This is a genomic window from Novosphingobium sp. (assembly GCF_965229225.1).
In the GTDB taxonomy this organism is placed as follows: domain Bacteria; phylum Pseudomonadota; class Alphaproteobacteria; order Sphingomonadales; family Sphingomonadaceae; genus Novosphingobium.
Genome location: NZ_OZ245867.1, coordinates 4,367,760 through 4,387,890, shown reverse-complemented (window position 1 = coordinate 4,387,890; position 20,131 = coordinate 4,367,760). Strand labels below are relative to the sequence as shown.

At 62.5% G+C, this 20,131-nt stretch carries 14 protein-coding genes and 1 pseudogene; 1 reads left to right on the top strand and 14 read right to left on the bottom strand.

What is annotated here, in order from left to right; translation table 11 throughout:
* Positions 1-93 precede the first annotated feature (93 nt).
* From ACO06X_RS20600 to ACO06X_RS20535, 14 genes and pseudogenes are all read right to left on the bottom strand, one after another.
* The gene (locus ACO06X_RS20600; RefSeq protein ID WP_421837926.1) at positions 94-3,936 is read right to left on the bottom strand and encodes a beta strand repeat-containing protein; all 3,843 of its coding nucleotides are present in this window, start codon (positions 3,934-3,936) and stop codon (positions 94-96) included.
* 114 nt (positions 3,937-4,050) lie between these two features.
* Positions 4,051-5,442 (bottom strand): CsgG/HfaB family protein, encoded by a 1,392-nt coding sequence (locus tag ACO06X_RS20595; RefSeq protein WP_421837925.1) that lies wholly within the window; start codon positions 5,440-5,442, stop codon positions 4,051-4,053.
* A gap of 9 nt (positions 5,443-5,451) precedes the next feature.
* Complete coding sequence (locus tag ACO06X_RS20590) at positions 5,452-5,982, bottom strand: hypothetical protein (protein ID WP_130753332.1); 531 nt, start codon at positions 5,980-5,982, stop codon at positions 5,452-5,454.
* An 816-nt stretch (positions 5,983-6,798) separates the two neighbouring features.
* Positions 6,799-8,169 carry an EAL domain-containing protein gene (locus ACO06X_RS20585; RefSeq protein ID WP_130753327.1) on the bottom strand — a complete coding sequence of 457 codons (1,371 nt, stop codon included), beginning with the start codon at positions 8,167-8,169 and terminating at the stop codon, positions 6,799-6,801.
* A complete protein-coding gene (locus tag ACO06X_RS20580) occupies positions 8,081-9,052 on the bottom strand; it encodes a tyrosine-type recombinase/integrase (RefSeq protein WP_421837924.1) in 972 nt (323 codons plus the stop codon). Before ACO06X_RS20580 ends, ACO06X_RS20585 begins: the two co-directional genes overlap by 89 nt.
* Before the next feature lie 387 nt (positions 9,053-9,439).
* The gene (locus tag ACO06X_RS20575; RefSeq protein WP_087576313.1) at positions 9,440-9,871 is read right to left on the bottom strand and encodes a ribbon-helix-helix protein, CopG family; all 432 of its coding nucleotides are present in this window, start codon (positions 9,869-9,871) and stop codon (positions 9,440-9,442) included.
* Entirely contained in the window at positions 9,868-11,928 is a 2,061-nt protein-coding gene (locus tag ACO06X_RS20570) for a conjugal transfer protein TraG (protein ID WP_130754836.1), read from the bottom strand. Before ACO06X_RS20570 ends, ACO06X_RS20575 begins: the two co-directional genes overlap by 4 nt.
* 222 nt (positions 11,929-12,150) lie before the next feature.
* The gene (locus ACO06X_RS20565; protein ID WP_087576087.1) at positions 12,151-12,939 is read right to left on the bottom strand and encodes an energy transducer TonB; all 789 of its coding nucleotides are present in this window, start codon (positions 12,937-12,939) and stop codon (positions 12,151-12,153) included.
* A complete protein-coding gene (locus ACO06X_RS20560) occupies positions 12,926-14,125 on the bottom strand; it encodes a PepSY-associated TM helix domain-containing protein (protein WP_421837923.1) in 1,200 nt (399 codons plus the stop codon). The genes ACO06X_RS20565 and ACO06X_RS20560 overlap by 14 nt, the downstream gene beginning before the upstream one ends.
* Before the next feature lie 9 nt (positions 14,126-14,134).
* On the bottom strand, positions 14,135-16,483 hold the full coding sequence (locus ACO06X_RS20555; protein WP_176392499.1) for a TonB-dependent siderophore receptor: 2,349 nt from the start codon (positions 16,481-16,483) through the stop codon (positions 14,135-14,137).
* 216 nt (positions 16,484-16,699) lie between these two features.
* Positions 16,700-17,752, bottom strand: a complete 1,053-nt coding sequence (locus ACO06X_RS20550) for a FecR family protein (protein ID WP_087576084.1) — start codon at positions 17,750-17,752, stop codon at positions 16,700-16,702.
* A 54-nt stretch (positions 17,753-17,806) separates the two neighbouring features.
* Positions 17,807-18,340: a sigma-70 family RNA polymerase sigma factor gene (locus ACO06X_RS20545; protein ID WP_176392498.1), complete on the bottom strand. Its 534-nt coding sequence runs from the start codon at positions 18,338-18,340 to the stop codon at positions 17,807-17,809.
* A gap of 93 nt (positions 18,341-18,433) precedes the next feature.
* Positions 18,434-18,655 (bottom strand): annotated as a pseudogene (locus ACO06X_RS20540) (type IV secretory system conjugative DNA transfer family protein); the annotation flags it as partial.
* 35 nt (positions 18,656-18,690) lie between these two features.
* The gene (locus ACO06X_RS20535; protein WP_217895225.1) at positions 18,691-19,524 is read right to left on the bottom strand and encodes a DUF3800 domain-containing protein; all 834 of its coding nucleotides are present in this window, start codon (positions 19,522-19,524) and stop codon (positions 18,691-18,693) included.
* Between the two features lie 291 nt (positions 19,525-19,815).
* Here ACO06X_RS20535 and ACO06X_RS20530 point away from each other — a divergent pair, with 291 nt between their 5' ends.
* Entirely contained in the window at positions 19,816-20,118 is a 303-nt protein-coding gene (locus tag ACO06X_RS20530; protein ID WP_421837922.1) for a DUF1778 domain-containing protein, read from the top strand.
* The last annotated feature ends 13 nt before the right edge of the window (positions 20,119-20,131 follow it).

The following is a 20,131-nucleotide window of genomic DNA, read 5'->3' as shown; positions in this document are numbered from 1 at the left end:
GGAAAAGGGCCGGGGAAATCCCCGCGCCGGATCGGGCGCGGGGTTCCCGCAAGAAGTCCGGCGCGCGCCCGAAGACACGCGCCGGACTTCCTTTTACGGACGCGCCACTGTGACGTTCACGTTGGTCCCACTGATAGTGAGCGTGTTGGTCGCGCTGTTGCCATAGGCCGCCGATGCCAGGCTGTTGCCGTTGATCGACAGGCTGGCATTGGTCACGCCGCCGGTGTTGCCGGCACCGGTCGCCACCGCATTGATCGCGAGAGCGCCGGTCGTGATACCGGTGGTCGCATTGATCGCGCCGGTGTTGCTCTGGTTGCTGGCGATCGCCGTCGTGGTCGGCACTGCGCCCGTAGCCGGGCTGTTGAGCGCCATCAGGGTCAGCGAGTTGGTCGCGGCGTTGCCATAGGCCACCGAGACCGCGCTGTTGCCGTTAACAGTCACCGCCGAATTGGTGACCGAAGCCGCCGTTCCGAGGTTGTTGAACGAGGCTCCATAAGTGACGTTCGCCGCCGCCGTGATGGCGCCGGCATTGCTCTGCTCGTTCATCACGGCGAAGCTCGCCGAGACATTATCATCCCGCGTTGCGGTCAGCGAAGCGGAGCCACCAGCACTCGTATTGGCGAAGCTGGTCGCCGATGCCGAGAGCGCGTTGGTGGCGTTGTTGCCGCCGGCGCGCGCCGAGGTGCTGTTGCTGTTGAGCGCCACCGAGCTGCTGTCCAGCGGGCTCGGATCCGTTCCGGTGGCCGCATCATAGCCAGCCAGAACGACATCCGCCTTGGTCGTGGCATTCGCCGTGACCGCACCGCCGCTGCTCTGCAGGTTCATGACGCCCGCTGACGCCGTGTCGGAATTGCCCGACAGGGTCAGCGAATTCGTCGCCCGGTTGGCAAGGGCCGTCGCAGAGGTGGCGTTACCGCTGAGATCGACCGTGCTCTGGTTGATGCCGTTGGTTGCGAACTGGGGTTGTGCCGTCGCGCCGCCGTCATTGTTCCAGATATTGGTAGTCGCCGTCGCGGTGACCGGGTTGGTGGTCACCAACTGCGAGTTGCCGACGACATAGTCAGCAGCTGCACTGTAGGTGGTGATGGTCCCCCCGAGCGAGGCGTTGGCACCGCCAGCCGTTGTCGAGGACAGGCTGGTATCGGCCGCAACAATCATGCTGTTGGTCGCCGCGTTGACCGTCGTCGACGCCGTATTGCTGTTGTTGTCCAGCGCCAGCGTCGATGTGCTGTTTCCGGCAGGCGCCGCAGCGGTCATCGTAGAGGTCGCGGAGAATGCAGCACTGCCCGTTGCCCGCTGAACCGACTGCAAGGCACCATTGGTGGAGACGCTTCCGCCTTCTAGCGCCATGCTGTTGGCGGCGGTGTTGCCCATGGTCGTTGCCGACTGCGTGTTGCCAGAGACGGACAAGGTGCTGCCGGTGATGTCGCTGGTGGCGTCCACTGCCGCAGGAGCGCCGGCGCCCAGCGTCACGATATCGTAGGTGCCGGTAACCGCTGTCGTTTCAGCGCCGCTCACAGTCTGGATGCTGGCGAGCGCGTGATCCGCAACTGCGGTGACCTCGGCCCCCGCAATGTGGTACGGCGTTGCGGTCGCACCACTGGTGGTGTCCGAAGCCAGCAACGTGCTGCTCCCGGTCACGTTGACGCTGTTGGTCGCGGCGTTGCCGGTGGTCGCGCCGGAGATGGCATTGCCGTCCACCAGAACGCTGCTGTTGGCGATATCCCGACCGACGGTGGCGTTTGCGCCACTGAAGCTGGAGATGGTCGCGCCGAGGGCACCCGAGTTGGTCTGGTTGTTGGCCAGGGCCGAGGTGGTGGTGACGTTGGTTGCATCGAGCGCAATGCTGTTGGTGCCGCTATTGCCGGTGACCGTCGAGCTTTCTTTGTTATCGGACACCGAGACCGTGCTGGCGCTGACATCACTCAGTGTCGGGCTGGTGACGCCTGTCGCCGACACGCCGAACAGAGCGCCGACCGTGCTCGAAAGCGCACCGGTGTTCGCCTGCTTGCTCGAGACAGCCATGTCCGCCGCAGCGACCCCATCGCTGTTGGCCGAAGCCTGAGACGAATTGCTGACGCCATTGCCTCGGGTCAGGTTGGTCGCACTTGCTGCCAGAGCATTGGTTGCGCTGTTGCCCTTGGCCGATCCGCTCGTGCTGTTGCCATCCACGGTCACACTGCTGTTGGCAATGTCGTTGCCAACGGTGACAAGCACACCGCCGGCGGCAGGCGTACCGGTCTGACCGATATAGGCGGTCGCGGTGCCGTTCATGGTCTGGTCACTCGCGATAGCAGCGCTGGTGCCCAGGTTCGTACCCGATAGCGTGATCGCATTGCCAGTGCCGAGCGTCGCATTGCCTGCCGCATTGGCCGCAAGGCTGTTGCCGTCCGACGTCACGCTCGAGCTGGTCAGGCTGCCGGTGATCGCCGTGCTGACCGAGGTGCTCTTGGTGGGTGTGCCGAAGCTGTCGACGAGGCCCGCCTGCACGCTGGTGCCGGAAGCCACCGACTGCTCGTTCGCCACCGCGAAGGCGGCATTGGCGGTCGAGACATTGCCGTTGATGTTAGCCGAGGCGACTTCAGTGCCGAGCGTGTTGATGGTAGTAGCCGAAGCGGTGATGGCGTTGCCGCCGCGGTTGGCCGCCGCGTCGGCAAGCACACTGTTGCCGGACGCGCTGATCGCGGAACTACCGGTGACGTCACCGGTGATCGCATTGGAGACGATCGGCCCATCCGAGCCTGCGTCGCCGACCTTTGCTACGATCGTCTGCGTGCCGGTGGTGACGGTCACGTCCTGCTGCGAGGCGATCGCCGCGACTGTGCCGGTGGATGGCGACGCGAGGCTACCCGTCGCAATGCTGTTGGCGTCGATCGTGGTCGCGTTCGAAACCTCGTTGCCGCGCGCCAGAGCGCGAGCCGAGTTGCTGTCGTTGGCCAACGTCGAGCCGGTCACATTGCCGGTGACAGTGGCCAAATATCCTGCGGTGCCTGCCGCATCATCAACCGAAGCGGTAACGGTCTTGGCGCCAGCGCTGGTAACCGCCAGTTCCTGCTTCGAAGAGGTGGCATAGCCACCAATCGTGGCGCTGCCGCTGCCTGCGCTCGCCTGGCCGGTGCTCTGGCCTGCCAGCGTCACGTTATTCCCGGAAACAGCCTGGCTGTTGGAGCCCGAGTTGGCGACGGCGGTGGCGGCCTGGCTATTGTTGGTCAGATCGACCGTGCTACCCGTGAGCGCCGTGGTCGACGGCCCCGAGCCGGTCGAAAATTTGTCGAGCGAGGACACCGAAGCGGTCAGCGAACCGTTGAGGCTCGACTGCGCTACACCAATGCCGGACGAACCGCTCGTACTGTTGACGCTGGTGTCGAGCGCGGTCACGCCCGAGTTCAGCACGCCCGTCGCGCTCTGGCTGTTGCCGGCGATCTTCGCGGTGCTGCCCGACATGCCGTGATCGATGGTGATGCCCATGTCGGTGCCATCGGCGACCGATGCCGTCGCGCTGCTGTTCTGCTGCGTCAGGGCGATGCCGATGTCGGTAACATCCACAACGGTCGCGCCATTCGTGCCGGCATTGGACGAGGCTGTCTCGCTCGCATAGCCCGAGCCGGTGACATTGTTGAGGTCGCCGTTGACCGTCAGGGTCGCCGTATTGGCGTAACCGGTCGCGGTCGAGGCGTTGCCAGTCGTCGCCGACGAACCTACGGTCACCGTGCTATTTGTCAGCGCATAGGCGGTCGCATCATTGTTGCTGACCGTCGTATTGACCGACCCTTGGGTGTTGCCATTCAGAGCAAGGCTCGGCGAAGACGAGCTGTAGTCATTGAAGCCCTGCTGGACGCTGATTGATTGGGTCGAGGTCGTCGTATCCGACGGCCCTGCCGCCAAGACTTGAGTCCCGCCCAATGTGGCGAGAAGCGCCGTACTTGCGCCGGTCATCAATGCCGAACGCATCCTTCTGGAATGTGTATTCATGGAATACTTCCTTCGAATTGTTAAAGACATGGTTAATTTCGTTAAATGTGCAGGCCCCCTGCCTCGCCTTTGCCTCCCCTATTTCCTGATCTGAATCCGCGCGATTTCCTGCATTCCAGGGGCTCCGCGATGGATGGATGTGTCGGCTTTGTCGGGCCGCCAGGTGACGGTGACGCCGGCAGGGGTAATGCCGCGATTGGCGAGCGCGGAAACCACCGCCGTGAGGCGCTGGTCGATCAGGCTGTCGCGCTTTGCGGGATCCCAGTTCTCCGTGTCTCGGGCCGTGATGGTTACATCGACAGCGCCTTTGGCAGCTTGCTGAACGATCTGGTCCAGCAGCGCCTGAGCGTTGCCCGCGAGGGTTATGTCGCCAAATTCAAAGCTGATCTGGAGCGAGGATCCTCCAGATGATCCGCCCGACGCGCTCAGGTCGTTGAGCGTTGCGCCGGAAGTCTGCGCGGGTTGGGCGACAACGGTCTGAGCGGGAAGGATCGGTGTAGCAGATGCGGCAGGCGTATTCTGTCCAATGGGGCGAACCAGCGAGCGTCCTCGCAGTTCTTCTGCCGAAAGGTCCGGTATTGTCGCCTGCCGCTGCGCCATACAGATGGCCGGATCGACCTTCGCCACGGCAGCGATAAGCTTCATCGTCGCTTCTTCGAGCGCGGCGCGGACGCCGAGTTGCAGCGGTTCCTGCCCTTTTGCGCCGACATTGATGTCAAAAAGCGCGGTGCCAAAGAAACGGAAGACATTCGCTCCGATCTCATAACCGGTGAACTGCTTGGTCAGGCTGATGGTCTTGATGACTTCAAGAGATCGTGAGTTGACGATGCGCAAATCGACAGCGACGCTTTCGGTGAAGACGCGCGCCTTGGGACCGATATTGTTGATCTCGATCTCGCCACCACCCGAGCGGATGTCATAATTCAGCTCTGTGATGCCGCCGACGATGTAATAATCGGACTTGGTGATGCTGCCGCCGAAATAGGGCAGCCAAGGCACGCGATTGCCGTTGACCTCATGGACATCGCCATCACCGAGCTGACGCCGGTCGGTGTAACCCAGTTCGCGTTCGGCGATGGTCGGATCGAACCGCTCGGCGATCGCCAATGGCCCGCCAATCTTGCCCAGCGCGGAGTAGACCATCAGGGCGCCGCCCTGGGTGATCGCATTGCCTTCGTTGATCGAATATTTGCCGGTGTAATCCTTGACGTCGCCGACCGCGATCACGCGGCGCGGCCCGTTCTGTGCAATGAGCTGGTCACCAAAACAGGCGAGCGCCGCTTCCATCGGCGAGCGATTGTCACGTACCGGCGTTCCGATGGGCGTTGGTACTTCACCCGGCGCCAGGCGTTGAGCGTCGAGGCCCGGATGCAGCACCGCACAGCCAGAAGTCATCGCCGCCAGCGCCAGAAGCGCGGCCGACCTGCCAAGATATTTGCGGCGTTGAGAATGACGCAACATGCTGATCATCTCCCGCCGTCAGTTCAACGCACTGTACTGGCAGGCAGTGGAGCCAGTGACTGAAGCCGTCTGGTTGCCTGAGTTGGTCTGCTCGGTGTTCAGCGTCTGGAAATTGTCGCCGCGCACGCTGGTCGAAATGTCGCCAGAGGTGCTCGACCCGACTGTGCCGCTATTGGACTGGTTTGCGGTATTGCTGCCGGCACCCGACGCGCTCGCCAGCGTCGTCGTATTGTCATTGCCGGTAGAACTGGACGAATGCCCGGTCGTGCTCGGCGAGTTGGCGATGGCGCTGGTCGAGGACTGGTTACCGGTCGCGGTGGACGTTACCGAGCAATTATACTGACGATCGATATAGGTGTTATAGACCGGCGCAGCATAATAACCGTTCTGCTTCTTCTGCCGAAGATCTTCGAGATAGGCCTTGTTGACCTTGTCCGCCGTGGTCTGGAACTGCCAGCCGACATTCTCACCGACGTTGTTGGCGAGGGCGGCCGTGGGGGACAACAAGGCGAGCACGAGCACACCCGAAATCAGGGGTGACGTTTTCATAAGGAAATACTCCGGAGAGACGAGAGGAAAGGGCCGGGACGACCGGCCCTGCGGGGCCGAACGTCAGATCGGTACGCCGAAAGACGGCGGATCCGATGAAAGCTGGCGGGACGATCCTTGCTCCGGAACAGGATGCGGGCGCGCTTCTGATGGCTCGCCTCACACCCCATCCAGGCGTCCTCTCCCGTGGACACTTTGAAACGCGAAGGATGTGCATTGCCGGTTGAGTGACGAGGCATGGCGCGGTCCGTGCCGTGGCGCGGTGCGACCCGACGCCATGCCTCGCCTTCCCGTGGTGCGACCCGAGGGAACCGGCTTGAAAGGATAATGGCCGGGCAACGGATCTCACGAGAACCCGATGGGCTACCTCCCGCAGCCGGCTCAAAAGAATGGAAGGCGCGAGAGCGATCACCGGAACAGCTTCCAGCCCGCCCAGAGCACAGCACCCCAGAAGAGGATTGCAATCGGGATGCCGGCAACTACCAGTAGCGGAGCCAGCGGACTGGGCTTGCCATCGTCGTCCTGGCGTCCCCGAAAGAAACGGTACGGATCGGGCGCCCCCCAGGGAGAGCCTTCATGCGCACTCAGCCGAGCCTGTTCATGCTCCGGTCCAGCCGAAGCATGGCCGCGCCTTTCGACGTTCATGCGAACGCCCTCCAAAGTTCGATAAGGCCCCACCAGAGCAGACCGCTCAATGGCACCGCTACGAGTATCCCGCGGAATGTGCTCCTGCCATCCGGCCAGTCTTCCGGCGGCGCATCAGGATCAGAGGCTGCGACCAACCAGGCCCAGCGCTCGTCATGGCAACGGCGATCATCACCGGTCATAAGCGGCTCCATGAGAGATGACGGGGTTCTCCGGCCAACTGCCGCCCGAGGTCGCATCGGAACACTCGCCGTTCGGCGCACGTCGCCAGGTTCTCAGAAGCGATGGGCGCCCCCAGTGATAGCCCTGCTGCCAGCGCCCGCCTGCAGCGAGAACGATATCGGCCTGCTCCTGCGTCTCGACACCTTCGACGACGACAGCGGCACCCAGCGCCTGCCCGATACCGATCAGATGCGGCAGCATCGCGCCCTCGGCGGCGGAGACCGCCGCCCTTCGTACGAAGAAGCGGTCGATTTTCACGAAGTCGGGCGAGAAAGCGAGGAGTTGCCGGATCGAGGCATAGCCCGTCCCGAAATCGTCGAGCGCAATGCGGCATCCCAATCGGCGCATACTGGTGACGAAGCGAACCGCCCCGGACACGCTCGGCATCGCCGCAGTCTCGGTAATCTCCAGTACCAGCCGGCGCGCCACATCGGGCCTCGCGACAAGGCGTGATTTTATCTCATCCCACCATGCATCGTGGCGAACGGATTGCGCCGAGATATTGACGGCAAGAATGACATCCGGAGTCTGCTCCAGTTCATCAATGACCCGCGAAACGACATAATGATCAACGACCCGTGCGAAACCGAGCCGTTCGAGAGCCAGGAAGACGTCGCCTGGCGGGTGAGCCTTTCCGTCATCGTCGAGCAGGCGAACCAGCGCCTCACGATAGAGGACAAGCTCCGGCCCGGCCGCGTCACATACAGGCTGCCAGGCGAGCATGAGTTCCTGCCGCCCCGTATCGTCGGCAGAGCCAGAGATGATGCCGGACAGCAGCCCGGAGACCAGACTTACATCGCTACGATAGCGATCTGACCAATCGCTCCGATCGTCAGGCCAAGCCCCACTAAAGCCAATGTTGCAGGCGCCAGATTGCCCGGCCTCGAGTCCATGCGCCTGCATGAGCGCGCCGGGAATCTCCCATCGCCCGCTGACCCAGACGTGAATGAAGTGCCCGGAGGCTTCGATGGAGAGAAGAGGTGCGAGCCAGCAAAACTTGTCCAGCCATACCCGACAGGCATCGGGAAGTGACCCGGCTCCCAGTGCTTCGACATTCCAGATCAGGACATCGATCTCGCCATTTGCCTCGGGGACGACGATGCCATCGGCGCGAAACAGGTCGACCAGCATCCGCTGGACGCCTGACAGAGCAGCTCGCGCCCCTTCTTCGCCATAGGCGCGACGAATATGGGCGTAGTTTTCGATGCGGATCGAGAAATGAACGGCGTCGCTATCGGATAACCGCTTGGGACGGCGCAACATATGCACGTTGCCGGCAGTCCCGCCGTTCCCCTCCAGATTGTGCGCCACATGGACCATTCAGACCCCCCGAAACCCGTCGGGTCGAACCGGCGAGTCTGTGACGGTCTATCCAAAACTGTATCAAAGGGCAATAGAGCATTCGCGCCATTCGCGTTTCGGCGATCTTTTTTGCGCTGTTAACCAGCTCTCCGAGAGATGTCGGCACAGGGGCGATCTTCGTAGTTTCGGTCGAAACTTGGAAGTTTTCCGATTTAGCCGAAGTATCGCGGGTATATTCGCCGAATTCATGATAGTCGAACGGAGCGTTAATAGGGTCTGGCTCGTGGCTCCTTGGGGTGGAGCTGGGTCCGCTCGATGACCGCCCCCACATAGACTTAGTTTTCCACATGCGCGCCGCGATTTCGCGCTCTTCAGGTCCCATTGCGCCTGTGTAGATCGCTGTGGTCTTGATATCGGCATGGCCCAACCAGCGCTGGACGAGAGTGAGGGGAACGCTTGCCTGGATCGCACGAATGCCGAAGGCATGACGCAGCCCTTTCGGAGTAGCGTAGGTTCCCCTGATGCCAGCGGACTGCATCACCTCGCAAATGCGCCGGTATCCGGTCATGCGCGACCAAGGCCACAAGGGTGAAGTTCCGTTCTTAACCTGCCCCAGCCAGCGGCGAAGCAGCTTAAGATATTCCGGTGGCAGCGGGATCGCCCGAAATACACGTTTTCCCCGCTTTTTCAGGCACCTAATGATGACGTGCTCGGCTTCAAAGTCGATGCTGTCGCGGGTGAGGGACAAGGCTTCAGAGATACGGCATCCGCTGAATGCAAGCATCCAGCAAAAGCTCTGCACCTCGATCGAAGTGCCCTTTGCCGATTTTACAAATGAATCGACTTCTGATGAAGTCAGATATTTTCTCTGACCATAGCGATTGAAGACTGTCCACGGCATCTGTTCCCGGCTCCCCATGCTAGATTTTTCTCGGGGCGCTCTAACTGCCGGAGCCTTACCAAAACTCCCATTCGGCTTGGCTGATACAGTTTTGGATACAGTGTAACTCTGATTATCCCTATTTTTCATCATCTTACTCCTCCATTGGTGACGTTCCTCCCGCTGACGCGCCCTGGTTGATCCCCAGACTGGAGCCAACCGGTTGAACCTTGGCACAATCAATCGGATTTTACGTCACACTTGCCGGTCGACGAACCTTTCGGTCGGTCACCGATGAGGCATGGAGGGACTGACGAAGGGGTGAACCACGCACCGAACCGGGACGGATCGGGCGAGAAACAGGATCACGTCATCTGAAATCGCGCTTCTACAGGATGTTGGGCCGTTTTATGAACCGGTAGGGTCGGCGTTCGTGCGATCCTCGGCAAGCTCTTCCCTGAACCGGGGACCGAGTTCCATGCGGCGGTTCAGCGTGTCGATGAAACGCGTCCAGCGCTCCCGGCCCTGGGCATGGGCGGCCTTGACCGCGCCATCAGGGAGGGGTGGCGTCGCACTGAGCCAGGAGCGGATGAACAGGGCCAGCGTCTCGTTGGACAGTTCGACATGCCATTCGAGCCGCTCGACATCGCGCGTCAGGCGATCAAGACGCCGACTGAGCGAGGCTTCGAGCCGATCGGCTGCGTCGGGGGAAAGGAACGAGACCAGCGCCGCTTCGATGATCGCGGTCTGCGAGGCCTTGCGCCTGCGTGCATGGTCGGCAAGCGCCCGGGCGAGATCGGCCGGCAGGCGCACGCTGCGCTTGACCTGACCGCCGCTCACAGGAGCAGCCCGTCATCGGGATCGAGCGAGGCGTTGCGGGCGTTGCGGCGCATCAGCCGGTCGGCCTGCCGCCGCGCCTGCGTCGCGTCCTCCTGCGCGTCGTTGCGATCGAAATCGAACTCATTGGCCTTCGGCGTGGAATCGGGGGCAATATTCTCATGCGCCCCCAGCTCCGGCTCCTGCCGTATGCCGGCATTGGCCGCATCGTCCGTGGCTTCAGCCTCACCAGCGTCGACAGGCGCATCGGTCGCAACACCATCCTCGCCCGCCTTTCCGGTCGCTTCTTCGGTCTGGGCCGCAGGCGGCGGCAGAGGCGGCGCCTCCACCGGATCGAGCATGGTCCAGTCATCCCGAGGCCGTAGATCGGGCGCAAGGGGTTTGGGCTCGGGCGGTGGCAGGAGCCGCGCTTTGAACCGCGGATCGAGATAGTAGCGCGCCTTGGCCGCCCGGACCGGCGCGGTGCTGGCGACGAAGACGATCTCCTCGTCCTCGGAAAATTGCTGGATCTCGCCGGGGGTAAGCAAGGGCCGCGCGGTTTCGGTGCGTGAGACCATGATATGCCCCAGCCAGGGCGCGAGCCGGTGCCCGGCATAATTCTTCATCGAGCGCTGTTCAGTCGCAGTGCCGAGCGCGTCGGACACGCGCTTGGCGGTACGTTCGTCATTGGCGGCGAAAGCGACACGAACATGGCAATTGTCGAGGATGGCGTTGTTCTGGCCATAGGCCTTCTCGATCTGGTTCAGCGATTGGGCGATGAGGAAGGCCTTGATTCCATAGCCTGCGACATAGGCAAGTGCGCTCTCGAAGAAATCGAGCCGGCCGAGCGCGGGAAATTCGTCGAGCATGAACAGGAGCCGCTGGCGCTGGCCCTGCACTGTCAGTTCCTCGGTCAGCCGCCGGCCGATCTGGTTGAGCATCAGGCGCACCAGCGGCTTGGTCCGGCTAATGTCGCTGGGCGGGATCACCAGATAGAGCGAGACCGGCACGGGGGAGGATACGAGATCGGCGATGCGCCAGTCGGAAGCCCCGGTCACCTTCGCCACGACGGGATCGCGATAAAGCCCCAGGAACGACATGGCGGTGGAAAGCACGCCCGAACGCTCATTGTCGGACTTGTTGAGCAGTTCCTGCGCGGCCGCCGCCACGACCGGATGGACGCCGGCCTCACCCAGATGCCGGGTCGCCTTCATCCGCCGCAAGGTTTCCTCCACCGGACGCCGCGGATCGGAGAGGAAGGCGGCGACACCGGCGAGCGTCTTGTCGGCCTCGGCATAGAGGACATGGAGGATGGCGCCGACCAGCAGCGCATGGCTGGTCTTTTCCCAATGGTTGCGCTTTTCCAGACTGCCTTCGGGGTCGATCAGCACATCGGCGACATTCTGGACGTCGCGCACTTCCCACTCGCCCTTGCGGACCTCGAGCAGCGGATTGTAGCCGTTGGACAAAGGATTGGTGGGGTCGAACAGCAGGACGCGGCCATGCGCCGCACGAAAGCCCGCGGTCAGCGTCCAGTTTTCGCCCTTGATGTCATGGACGACGCAGCTGCCCGGCCAGGTCAGCAGCGAGGGGATGACGAGACCAACGCCCTTGCCCGACCGGGTCGGCGCGAAGCAGAGCACATGCTCGGGACCGTCGTGGCGCAGATAGCGTTTCTCGTGCCAGCCGATCACCACGCCGTCGTCGGCATAGAGCCCGGCCTTGCGGATCTCCTTCTCCGTCGCCCAGCGCGCCGAGCCATAAGTCTCGGATTTCTTTTCCTCGCGCGCGCGCCAGACCGACATGGCGATCGCGACGACCACGGCAGCCATGGCGCCCGAGACCGCGATGAAGGCGCCGGTCTCGAAGATCTTCGGCGCATAGGCGTCATAGGCGAACCACCACCAGAAGAAGGCGGGTGGCGGATAGATCGGCCACGGACCCAGCCAGAACCAGGGCTGCCCCAGTTCAGGCTGATAGGCGAGCGCAGCCGCCGTCCACTGGGTTGCAGCCCAGATACCAAACAGGGTCAGGGTGATGACGGCCAGCACCTGGCCCCAGAGGATTTTGGTTGCAGACATGGTCGATCCTCGAAAGACAAATGAGGATCGGGACCGCGATTGACGGAAGATTCAAGCATGGAATGCTACCGCCGCACTCTGGCGTAGAAAGACAGGGATCGGCGTAATGCAGGGATCGCAAATGTCCCTGCAAACAGATTGTCGGGCCAGATTTCCATGGCCCCGCTATAATCGACAAAGATGCTGTTTCAGGTCGAGTGATGAAGAAAGCTGGCCGCACCGTTACCGCAGGAAGAACTGCACCGGCACGACCAGTTCCAGCGTGTCGCCGGGTTTGTCGTCAGGAGGCTTGGGTAGCGGTTGAGCTCGCCGGGGCAAGGCCAGCGCCTCCCGGTCCAGATCGGAAACTCCGGACGATCGCTCCAGCGCTACGGACAGCACCTTACCCTGCCTGTCCATGACGAAGCGGATATAGGGCACACCCTGCTGGCGTCTTGCTTCGGCCAGCCTCGGATAGCGGCGATACCTGTTGAGCTGCACCAACACCCGCCCTTCCCATGTGTCCGGGCCATTGCTCGACACGCGCGGCGCGGGCGGCGCCGGCGCGGTCCTGGGGGCGGCCGTTTCCGGTTCTTTCGGGGCCGGATCGGCGGGCTGCACGGTCGGTACGGGCATCGGCGCCGTCACCGGCGAGATCGGGATTTTGGTTGGCTCGATCCGCTCGATTTTAACCGGCTCCTGCTGCGTTTCCTTCTTCTCGACTGGCTTGGGCGCATTTTTCGGTTCCGGGGGCGTATCGTCCGGCGCGGCGGGCGGCTTGAGGTCCATGACCGTCAACGTCGCCTGCTGCGGCCGTTTGACGTACGTGGTCGATATGGAGATCAGGAACAGCGCAGCCACGATGCCGTAAACAGCCAGCGAGCCGCCAATCCCGAACAGCCTGTTGCTACGGGAAGAAGAATAGCCATGCCGTTGGATCCGGTGACAGGCTGGCTGTGTATCGGGCATCGGTTGCATAGCGACAGAGTGCGGTTGATCGCCACTGTCGCTATGGGCATCATTGAGCAGCATCGAGTGCTCCACTCCGGGCAATAGCAGCCGGCCGCCGGTTCGCCCGTCGCCTGCTGCTACGGGACGCACGCTTCCTCCACCAGATATAGACGCCGGTGATGGACAACATCGCCACGACCAGCCCGGTGACGCAGATGAGGATACGACCGGGCAGACCCGCGACCTGGCCAGAATGAACCGGAAGCATCAGCCCTGCGATCATATCCCCGGCTTTGCCCGCACCTGCTTCTTCGACCGACAGGATGTGGCCATCCGCAGCGGAGACGAAGATCGTCGAGGCGCCAAAACCTGCCTGATGGGGGCGGCCAAAGCGTATGCCATAGAATCCCTGCGCACGGGCGGCATAAATCATGGCAACGGGATGATCCCAGTGGCGGCGAGCCGCCTCGCCCTTCGCTTTTGCGAGCGCGTCATTCCAATCGAGCGTCATGGGCGGCGCGGTCGGTGGTGCGGGCTGATCCCATATGCGCGGGCTGGTCGGCAGCAGGGCCGACAGGACCGGGCGGAACAATTCGCTGTTGAGGTTCAGGGAAACGCCGGACAGCGCAAGCAGGAACAATATTGCCAATAGCCACAAACCGCAGGCGCGGTGCAGGTCGAGATTGAGGCGATAAGGCCCGGCACCGCGTTTGATCGTCCAGGCCAGTTTCCACTTCTTCCAGAAGGGACGGCCGCGCGGCAGCGTGAGAGCGAAACCTGCAAAGCAATCGAACATCCATGCCAGCGCGATGCCGCCCATCAGCCACGCGCCCCAGTTGCCGGGCATGGTCAGCGAAGAGTGCAGCCTGTAAAGGAAGGGGATGAGGCGGAGCCGATCGAGGCCGAAGACGCCATTCATGCGCCTGCCAAGGATGGCGCCGGTGCCCGGGTCCACGAACAGCTGATCATAGGCGAGAGCGGTATCGCCGCCCCTGGAGCCGACAAACGCCTGGGCACTCTCGCCCGGCGCCGAGGGAAAGACGAGCGTGAAAATCTCAACAGCAGGATCGGCGTGTTCGATCGCCTTGGCGAGCCGCGAGGGCGACAATGACTGACCCGTCCGTTCGATATGGAACAGGCTGGGATTGAGCCAGGCGTCCAACTCGGACTGGAATGCCACTATGCTGCCGGTCAGTCCGGCGATGACGAGAAATCCCGCGATCGCCAGATCGACATATCGGTGAAGGATGACCAGCAGCGCGCGCATGGCCGGCGCCTAGAATCCCATTCTGGCCGTCAGCATGACATTGCGCGGATCACCGAAATAGCTCTGGCGCGACCAGCCCTCGATGCGGGTATAATATTTCTTGTCGGTGAGGTTTTCGCCCGTCAGCCGCAGGCTGAAGCGCTCGCTGAACTGGTAGCCGATCTGGGCCGAGAGCAAGGCATAGGCTTTCTGCTTCCATTCGAGATCGCCGGACCCGGCATAGATCCCGCTGCTCACATTGACGCCGCCGCCCAGAATCAGGCCGCGGCCGGTTTCCTTGCTGAAATCCCGCACGGCCCATAGCTTGAGATCATGCTCGGGGGTTCCGGGCGCGAAAACCAGGCCGGGCAGTCCTTCATCGGCGGTCAGATACCGAGTCCGCGTATAGGCATAGCCCAGCGTCACATTCCATCCGGTCGCGGGTTCTCCCACGACCTCCGCCTCGAAGCCCCGACTGCGCACCTTGCCCAGCGCCACCGACGCATCCGGATAGTCCGGATCGGTCATCGCCCGGTTACGGTCGATGATCTGATAGAGCGCCGCATGGCCGGTCAGCGCGCCGTCCAGGAACTGCCCCTTCAGTCCCAGTTCGTAGAGAGTGCCAGTGCGGGGCTTCAGCAGATTGCCGTCCCGATCGACGCTGGTCTGCGGAACGAAGGTCGCTGAATAGCTGGCATAGGCTGACAGCTCCGGCGTGATGTCATAGCTGAGCGCGGCATAGGGCACGAGCCGCGCCGATGCCTTGCTGTCGGCGCTCTGCCAGTTGGCCGACCCTTTGTACCAGCTCAGGCGGCCGCCCGCCGTCAGCGTCAAACGATCAACCAGCTTGAAACGCGCATTGGCATAGAGGCCCGTCTGAATGGTTCTGGAGGTCGTCGGCCCGTCATCCTCGAACGCAGGCTCGGGCGTCGTCGGATCGGGATTGAAGATGTTGCGGGTGATGACCGGTCCATAGATCCAGCGCGTGTAACTGCTGTTACGGCTGTGGTTGACGCCGATCACAAGGTTGTCGGCGCTGGTGAACAGCGTCGGCAGCGTCAGGCTGAGATCGACGGCCTCGTCACGGGAATGCCCGTTGCCCGCGATCTGCTGGATATCGACGTTGCCTGTCGCACGGTCGATATAGCTGTCGGTAAAGGCGCCCGACTTGAAATTGTAGGCACGGTCCGTTCGGTCGCCGCGCAGCCGGATCATCCCGCCATTGTCCAGATGATGCTCGACATCGACGAAATAGCGCTCGGCATCGTCGCGTTTGCGATCCCAGAGCGAGCCCATATAGACGCTGCGCCGCCCCATATAGAGGCCCCCGTCATCATAAGTGGGCAGGCCGAAGATCGGCCGCGAGGGGCCGCCCTGATGGATCGCGCCGACAGAAACGGTCGTGTCCGGCGTAATGTCATATTCCAGCGTGCCGTAGAGCACGAGCTTGCGCGCGAAGACATGGTCCATGTAGCTCCCACGATCATCATAGGCCGCGACAAGGCGGCCACGCAGGCTGCCGCTGGCGTCCAGACGGCCGGTCACATCCAGTTCGCCGCGATAGCGATCCCATGAACCGGCCTGCGCCATGATGTTGACATGCGTATCGGCGAGCGCCCGCTTGCGCACCAGATTGACCGCGCCGCCCGGCTCGCTGCTGCCCTGGAACAGCGCGGCGGGGCCACGGACCAGTTCGATCCGGTCATAGAAGGAAATATCGAAGCTGTCGGTCGTCCACGCCCCCTGCGTGTCGGCCGTCTGCAAACCATCGACCTGCAAGGTCGTGATGTTCATGCCGCGGGAGGTGAAACCGAAATTGCCGAGACTGTATTGCACCACCTGAACGCCGGCGACCTGCTTCAATCCATCGGCTACGCTATTGATGTTGCGGTCTTCGATCTGCTGCCGCGTGACGACGCTGACAGAATTGGGGATTTCCTTGAGCGACTGTGCTTGCCGGCCGATGGTGACGGCTTGCGCGGCATAGGATCCCGTTCCCTCGCTCGCCAGCATGGCGTCACCGCTTCGGGACGTGCCGGCCGCGCCCTCGACCTGCACCGGGCCGAGCTGGATGGCGTTTCCCGACGATTGCGGCGCCGTCTCGATCTGGACGCCGTTGCCCACGAAGCGGAACGTCAGGCCGGTTCCCGTGAGCATCTGGCTGAGCGCCTCGGCCGGGGCCAGCTCGCCCTTGACCGCCGTGCTGGTCTTGTCCTCCGTGACCGCACCTTCCGCCGTCACCTGCAACCCGGCCTGACGCCCGAAAATCATCAACGCCTGGGCAAGCGACTGCGACGGAATGTCGAAGCCGCGCCGTGCGCTGGCGCTCTGCGCCGCTGCCGGCGTGGCGACCAGGCCGGCCATCGCTGACGTCGCCATCAGGACTGCGCCCATTACCCCAAAGCGACGCCCGCGCCGCTCAGCACTCGCAAAACCCCCGAACATTGCAATCTCCACCTCATGTTACCGGCGCAGTTGCGAAGCATTTGCAATGCGCTCTCGAGGGCAGGATGCTCGGGACGGGCGCTTTTCCAAAAAAAGTTGAAATTATTTCGGGCGGGCGGTCCTGTCCGCTGTGCTTCGCGGACAGGAGCCTCAGTTTCCGCTGACGATCAACAGCCACGGCGTGATGCGCGTGATATGCCCGCCATAAGGCCGCACGATCATCTCCAGAGCCTTTTCGGGGTCTTTGACGTTATAGATGCCTGTCACGCGCCGACCGGCAAGCCGGGCGTCGTTGAGGACTATCCGGCCGCCGAACCATGGGCGGATTTCGTCGACGACGCTGCCGATCGTGCGGTTCTCGGCCAGCGCCTCGCCTTGCCCCCATCCGCCGACCAGTTGCGGCGCGAGTTTGCCGGTCTCATCGTGATGGGCGCCGTCGATACGAACCCAGTCGCCGGGAAGGAGGTCATGGGTAGTGGCAGGCACGTGCCCGGGATCCTCCACCCGCACATGTCCCCGCGCTACGGCAACGCTGGTAGTATCGCCCAACATCCGCACGTCGAACTTTGTGCCCAGCACGGTCGTCGTCACCTGTCCCGCCTCGACCCGGAACGGGCGAGAGGGATCATGCGTCACATCGAACAACGCTTGCCCGGAGAGCAGGCGCACGACGCGCCCGCGATCGCTGTAATCGACGGCGATGGCGCTGTCCGGCCCAACCTGCACCATGCTACCGTCGGCCAGACGCACCTGTTCGACGTGCCCCGCGCCCGTGATGTGATCCGCCCGCAAATGCAGGCTGACGATTGGAAGCGCCAGAACGATCGCGCATGCGGCAGCTACGGCCCCAGCGGCGATCTGGATGCCCCGCCTGCGCTGCTCCGGCGAGCGGCGGCGTGCAGATCTCCGTCCCCGGCGCTGTCCATTGCCAGGCAACGAATAGGAGCGCCAACCGGCAGGCGCGCGCCCGGCCACCTCCATGGTTTCGCACATATCGGTCCACGCTTCACCGTGGAGCGCATCGGCGCATAGCCAGTCCGAAAATTCGGCTTTCAGCGCCTCATCGTGCTCCTCCTCGCGGAGACGGACATACCAGTGAGAGGCGTCCCGGCGCGCCTCGGCCCCATCAAGCGCCATGGCCTGCGCATCCCACACCAGCCTCGGGAAGAAGCGCATACAAGGCGGGCGCTGGTGGCGGCTCATAGTGCCTAGATGCTTTTGCGCTGCGGTTTTCCAAAAGAATTTTGTTCGCGCCTCTCATTCCATGCCCCGTTTGCGCCGTTCGTCGCAAAGCTGCATCGCTTCGGTCACCAACAGATGTGCCAGCGACGTAGAAATACCGAGCCGCGTTGCGACTTCGCGCAGCTTCATGCCCTCGAAATGATACATTTTGAACGCCGCGATCTGCCTTTCCGGCAGGGCGTCCACCAAGTCCATCACCAGCCGCAAGTCATCACGGGCGATAAGTTCCGCTTCTGCCGACGGCGCCTCGTCGGGCAGCTGCGCGACGGCAGCCGTCATATCACCGCCGATGATCTGACCCTCGTAGCGGCTGCGACGTGCTTGCGCGAACACCAGATTGCGGACGATCCGCTTGAGATAACCCAATGGCTCGCGGATGGGTTTGCTGGCCGGTTGCCGGTCGAGCAGCAGCCAGGCGTCCTGCACGATATCTTCGGCCACGACAGGATCGCCGGAGAGTCGGCCCGCATAGGATATGAGCGACTCCCTGTGCGACTTGTAGAGGCTGAGAGCAATCGGCTCCGACTTCAACGCCACATCCTCGAACACGCGAAGCCCGCGCGCAGGAAACAAAGGCCTAGTTGCGAGCGATTATCAATAACCATGTAGCGGCGGCGGGCGGATTACGCAATGCTGAACGTTGGCATTGGCGGCGGGATTGATGGATTCGAACAGCAGTACCCACCCATGTTTCGCGCGAGGACCCGTGGTCAGCGTCCAGTTATCGCCCATGATGTTATGGACGATGCGGCTTCCCGGCCAGGTCAGCAGCGAGGGGATGACGAGACCAACGCCCTTCCCCGCTCGCGTCGGCGCATAGCAATGCACATGCTTGGGGCCGTCATGGCGCAAATAGTGCTTCTCATGCCAGCAGCAGCGTAGGCTCCTGTACGAAAGCTTCAGGAAAACATCAGGCTGGCGTTGCGCTGAGCCAGTCCATCGGCAACAACAATCCCTCCGGTCCAGCGCCCCAATGGATCCTGATAGCGGAACTGCATCGCTTTGAGGATTGGCCCGAAGCGTTGCCTCAGAGCCGCAGCGCCAGGCTGGACATGCACATTGGCCACATAGCCCGTGCAATAGGCTTCAGCCGCGATGGGATAGAGGAGAGCCGAACAGATGATATCGCAGATCTGGATACCGGCGTGGTTCTCACTGTGTCCGAAGGTCGGCAACTCGAGAATGCGCGTATAAACAGTCGATGAAGCCCGAAACTTCTGGGTGAAGACCGAATGCGCGACATTCACGTTTTTGAGATGGTCGCGACTGTCTGCAATGCAAAACCCAAGAGTATCCTCAGTCGACAGGAACTGGTCAAAATAGGTGTAAAGCCCCTGGATCGAGGAGGTGTAGACGGACTTGCCATTGAAAGGCTGTCCGAGCGCCTTGATCCAGATCCGGGCAATCAGGCGCACACCATGACTCTGCAGCATGGCGAGTAACTGATCGAGAAAGCCCGTTGCGTGGCGGCGCTGGTTGCGTCCCGATCGTGTCAGGTTGCGCCGAAGATCCCCGCCCTTGATCTCAGGGATGATTCGGTCGAGATGGTTGGAGGAAGGGTAAGGCAGGCCTGGAAACCACCGGCGCTTGAGATCAAGGAAATCCTGGGTGACGGCCTCGAGCCGGCTGGCGTCGATGATCAGTGCGCCGAGCACGAGAACCGGCTGGTCATTTCCCGCAGGCAGGGGCGCCGCTGGCAGTCCTCCAAGATCCCCGGATTCGTCGACGTACAAAATGTGCAATGACGAACCCCCAAAACAGCTATGGCCACCGTGAGGTGGCCATAGGATTTGCTGCCCGACGAATCGGGACAGCGATTAGCGTTGCTTCCGTTTAAATGGTCCACAGTTATCCAAAAGTCAAGATTTGCCCGTATTTCCACGCCACCGCCGCCCTGAGAGGCGTTGGCAATGCCGTCCGTGGCGTTTGGAGGCAAGGGTCATGGCTGGACCTTTTTGGCGAGAAAATGTATGGATATTGTCATGACAATGCCGTGATCGGTGCGGCGATGAAGGACAAAGATGATGGCGCGGGCAGAGCGGCACGAGAGCGGGCGGACGGCGCGCAAGGATGATGTGATCCAGATCCGGGCGATGGCAGGCACCAAGGCACTGCTCAATCGCGCAGCGGCGATGCGTGGCCAGAAGCTCTCCGAGTTCATGCTGGAGAGCGCGCGCCGCGAGGCGGAGAATGCCTTGCTCGACCAGCGCAGCTTCTTCCTCGACGATGAAGCCCATGAGGCCTTTGTGGCGCTGCTCGATGCGCCGCCTGCGCCCTCGTCGAAGCTCGTCGACCTGATGGCGCGCAAACCCGCCTGGGATCACTGAAGCGCTAGCGCGG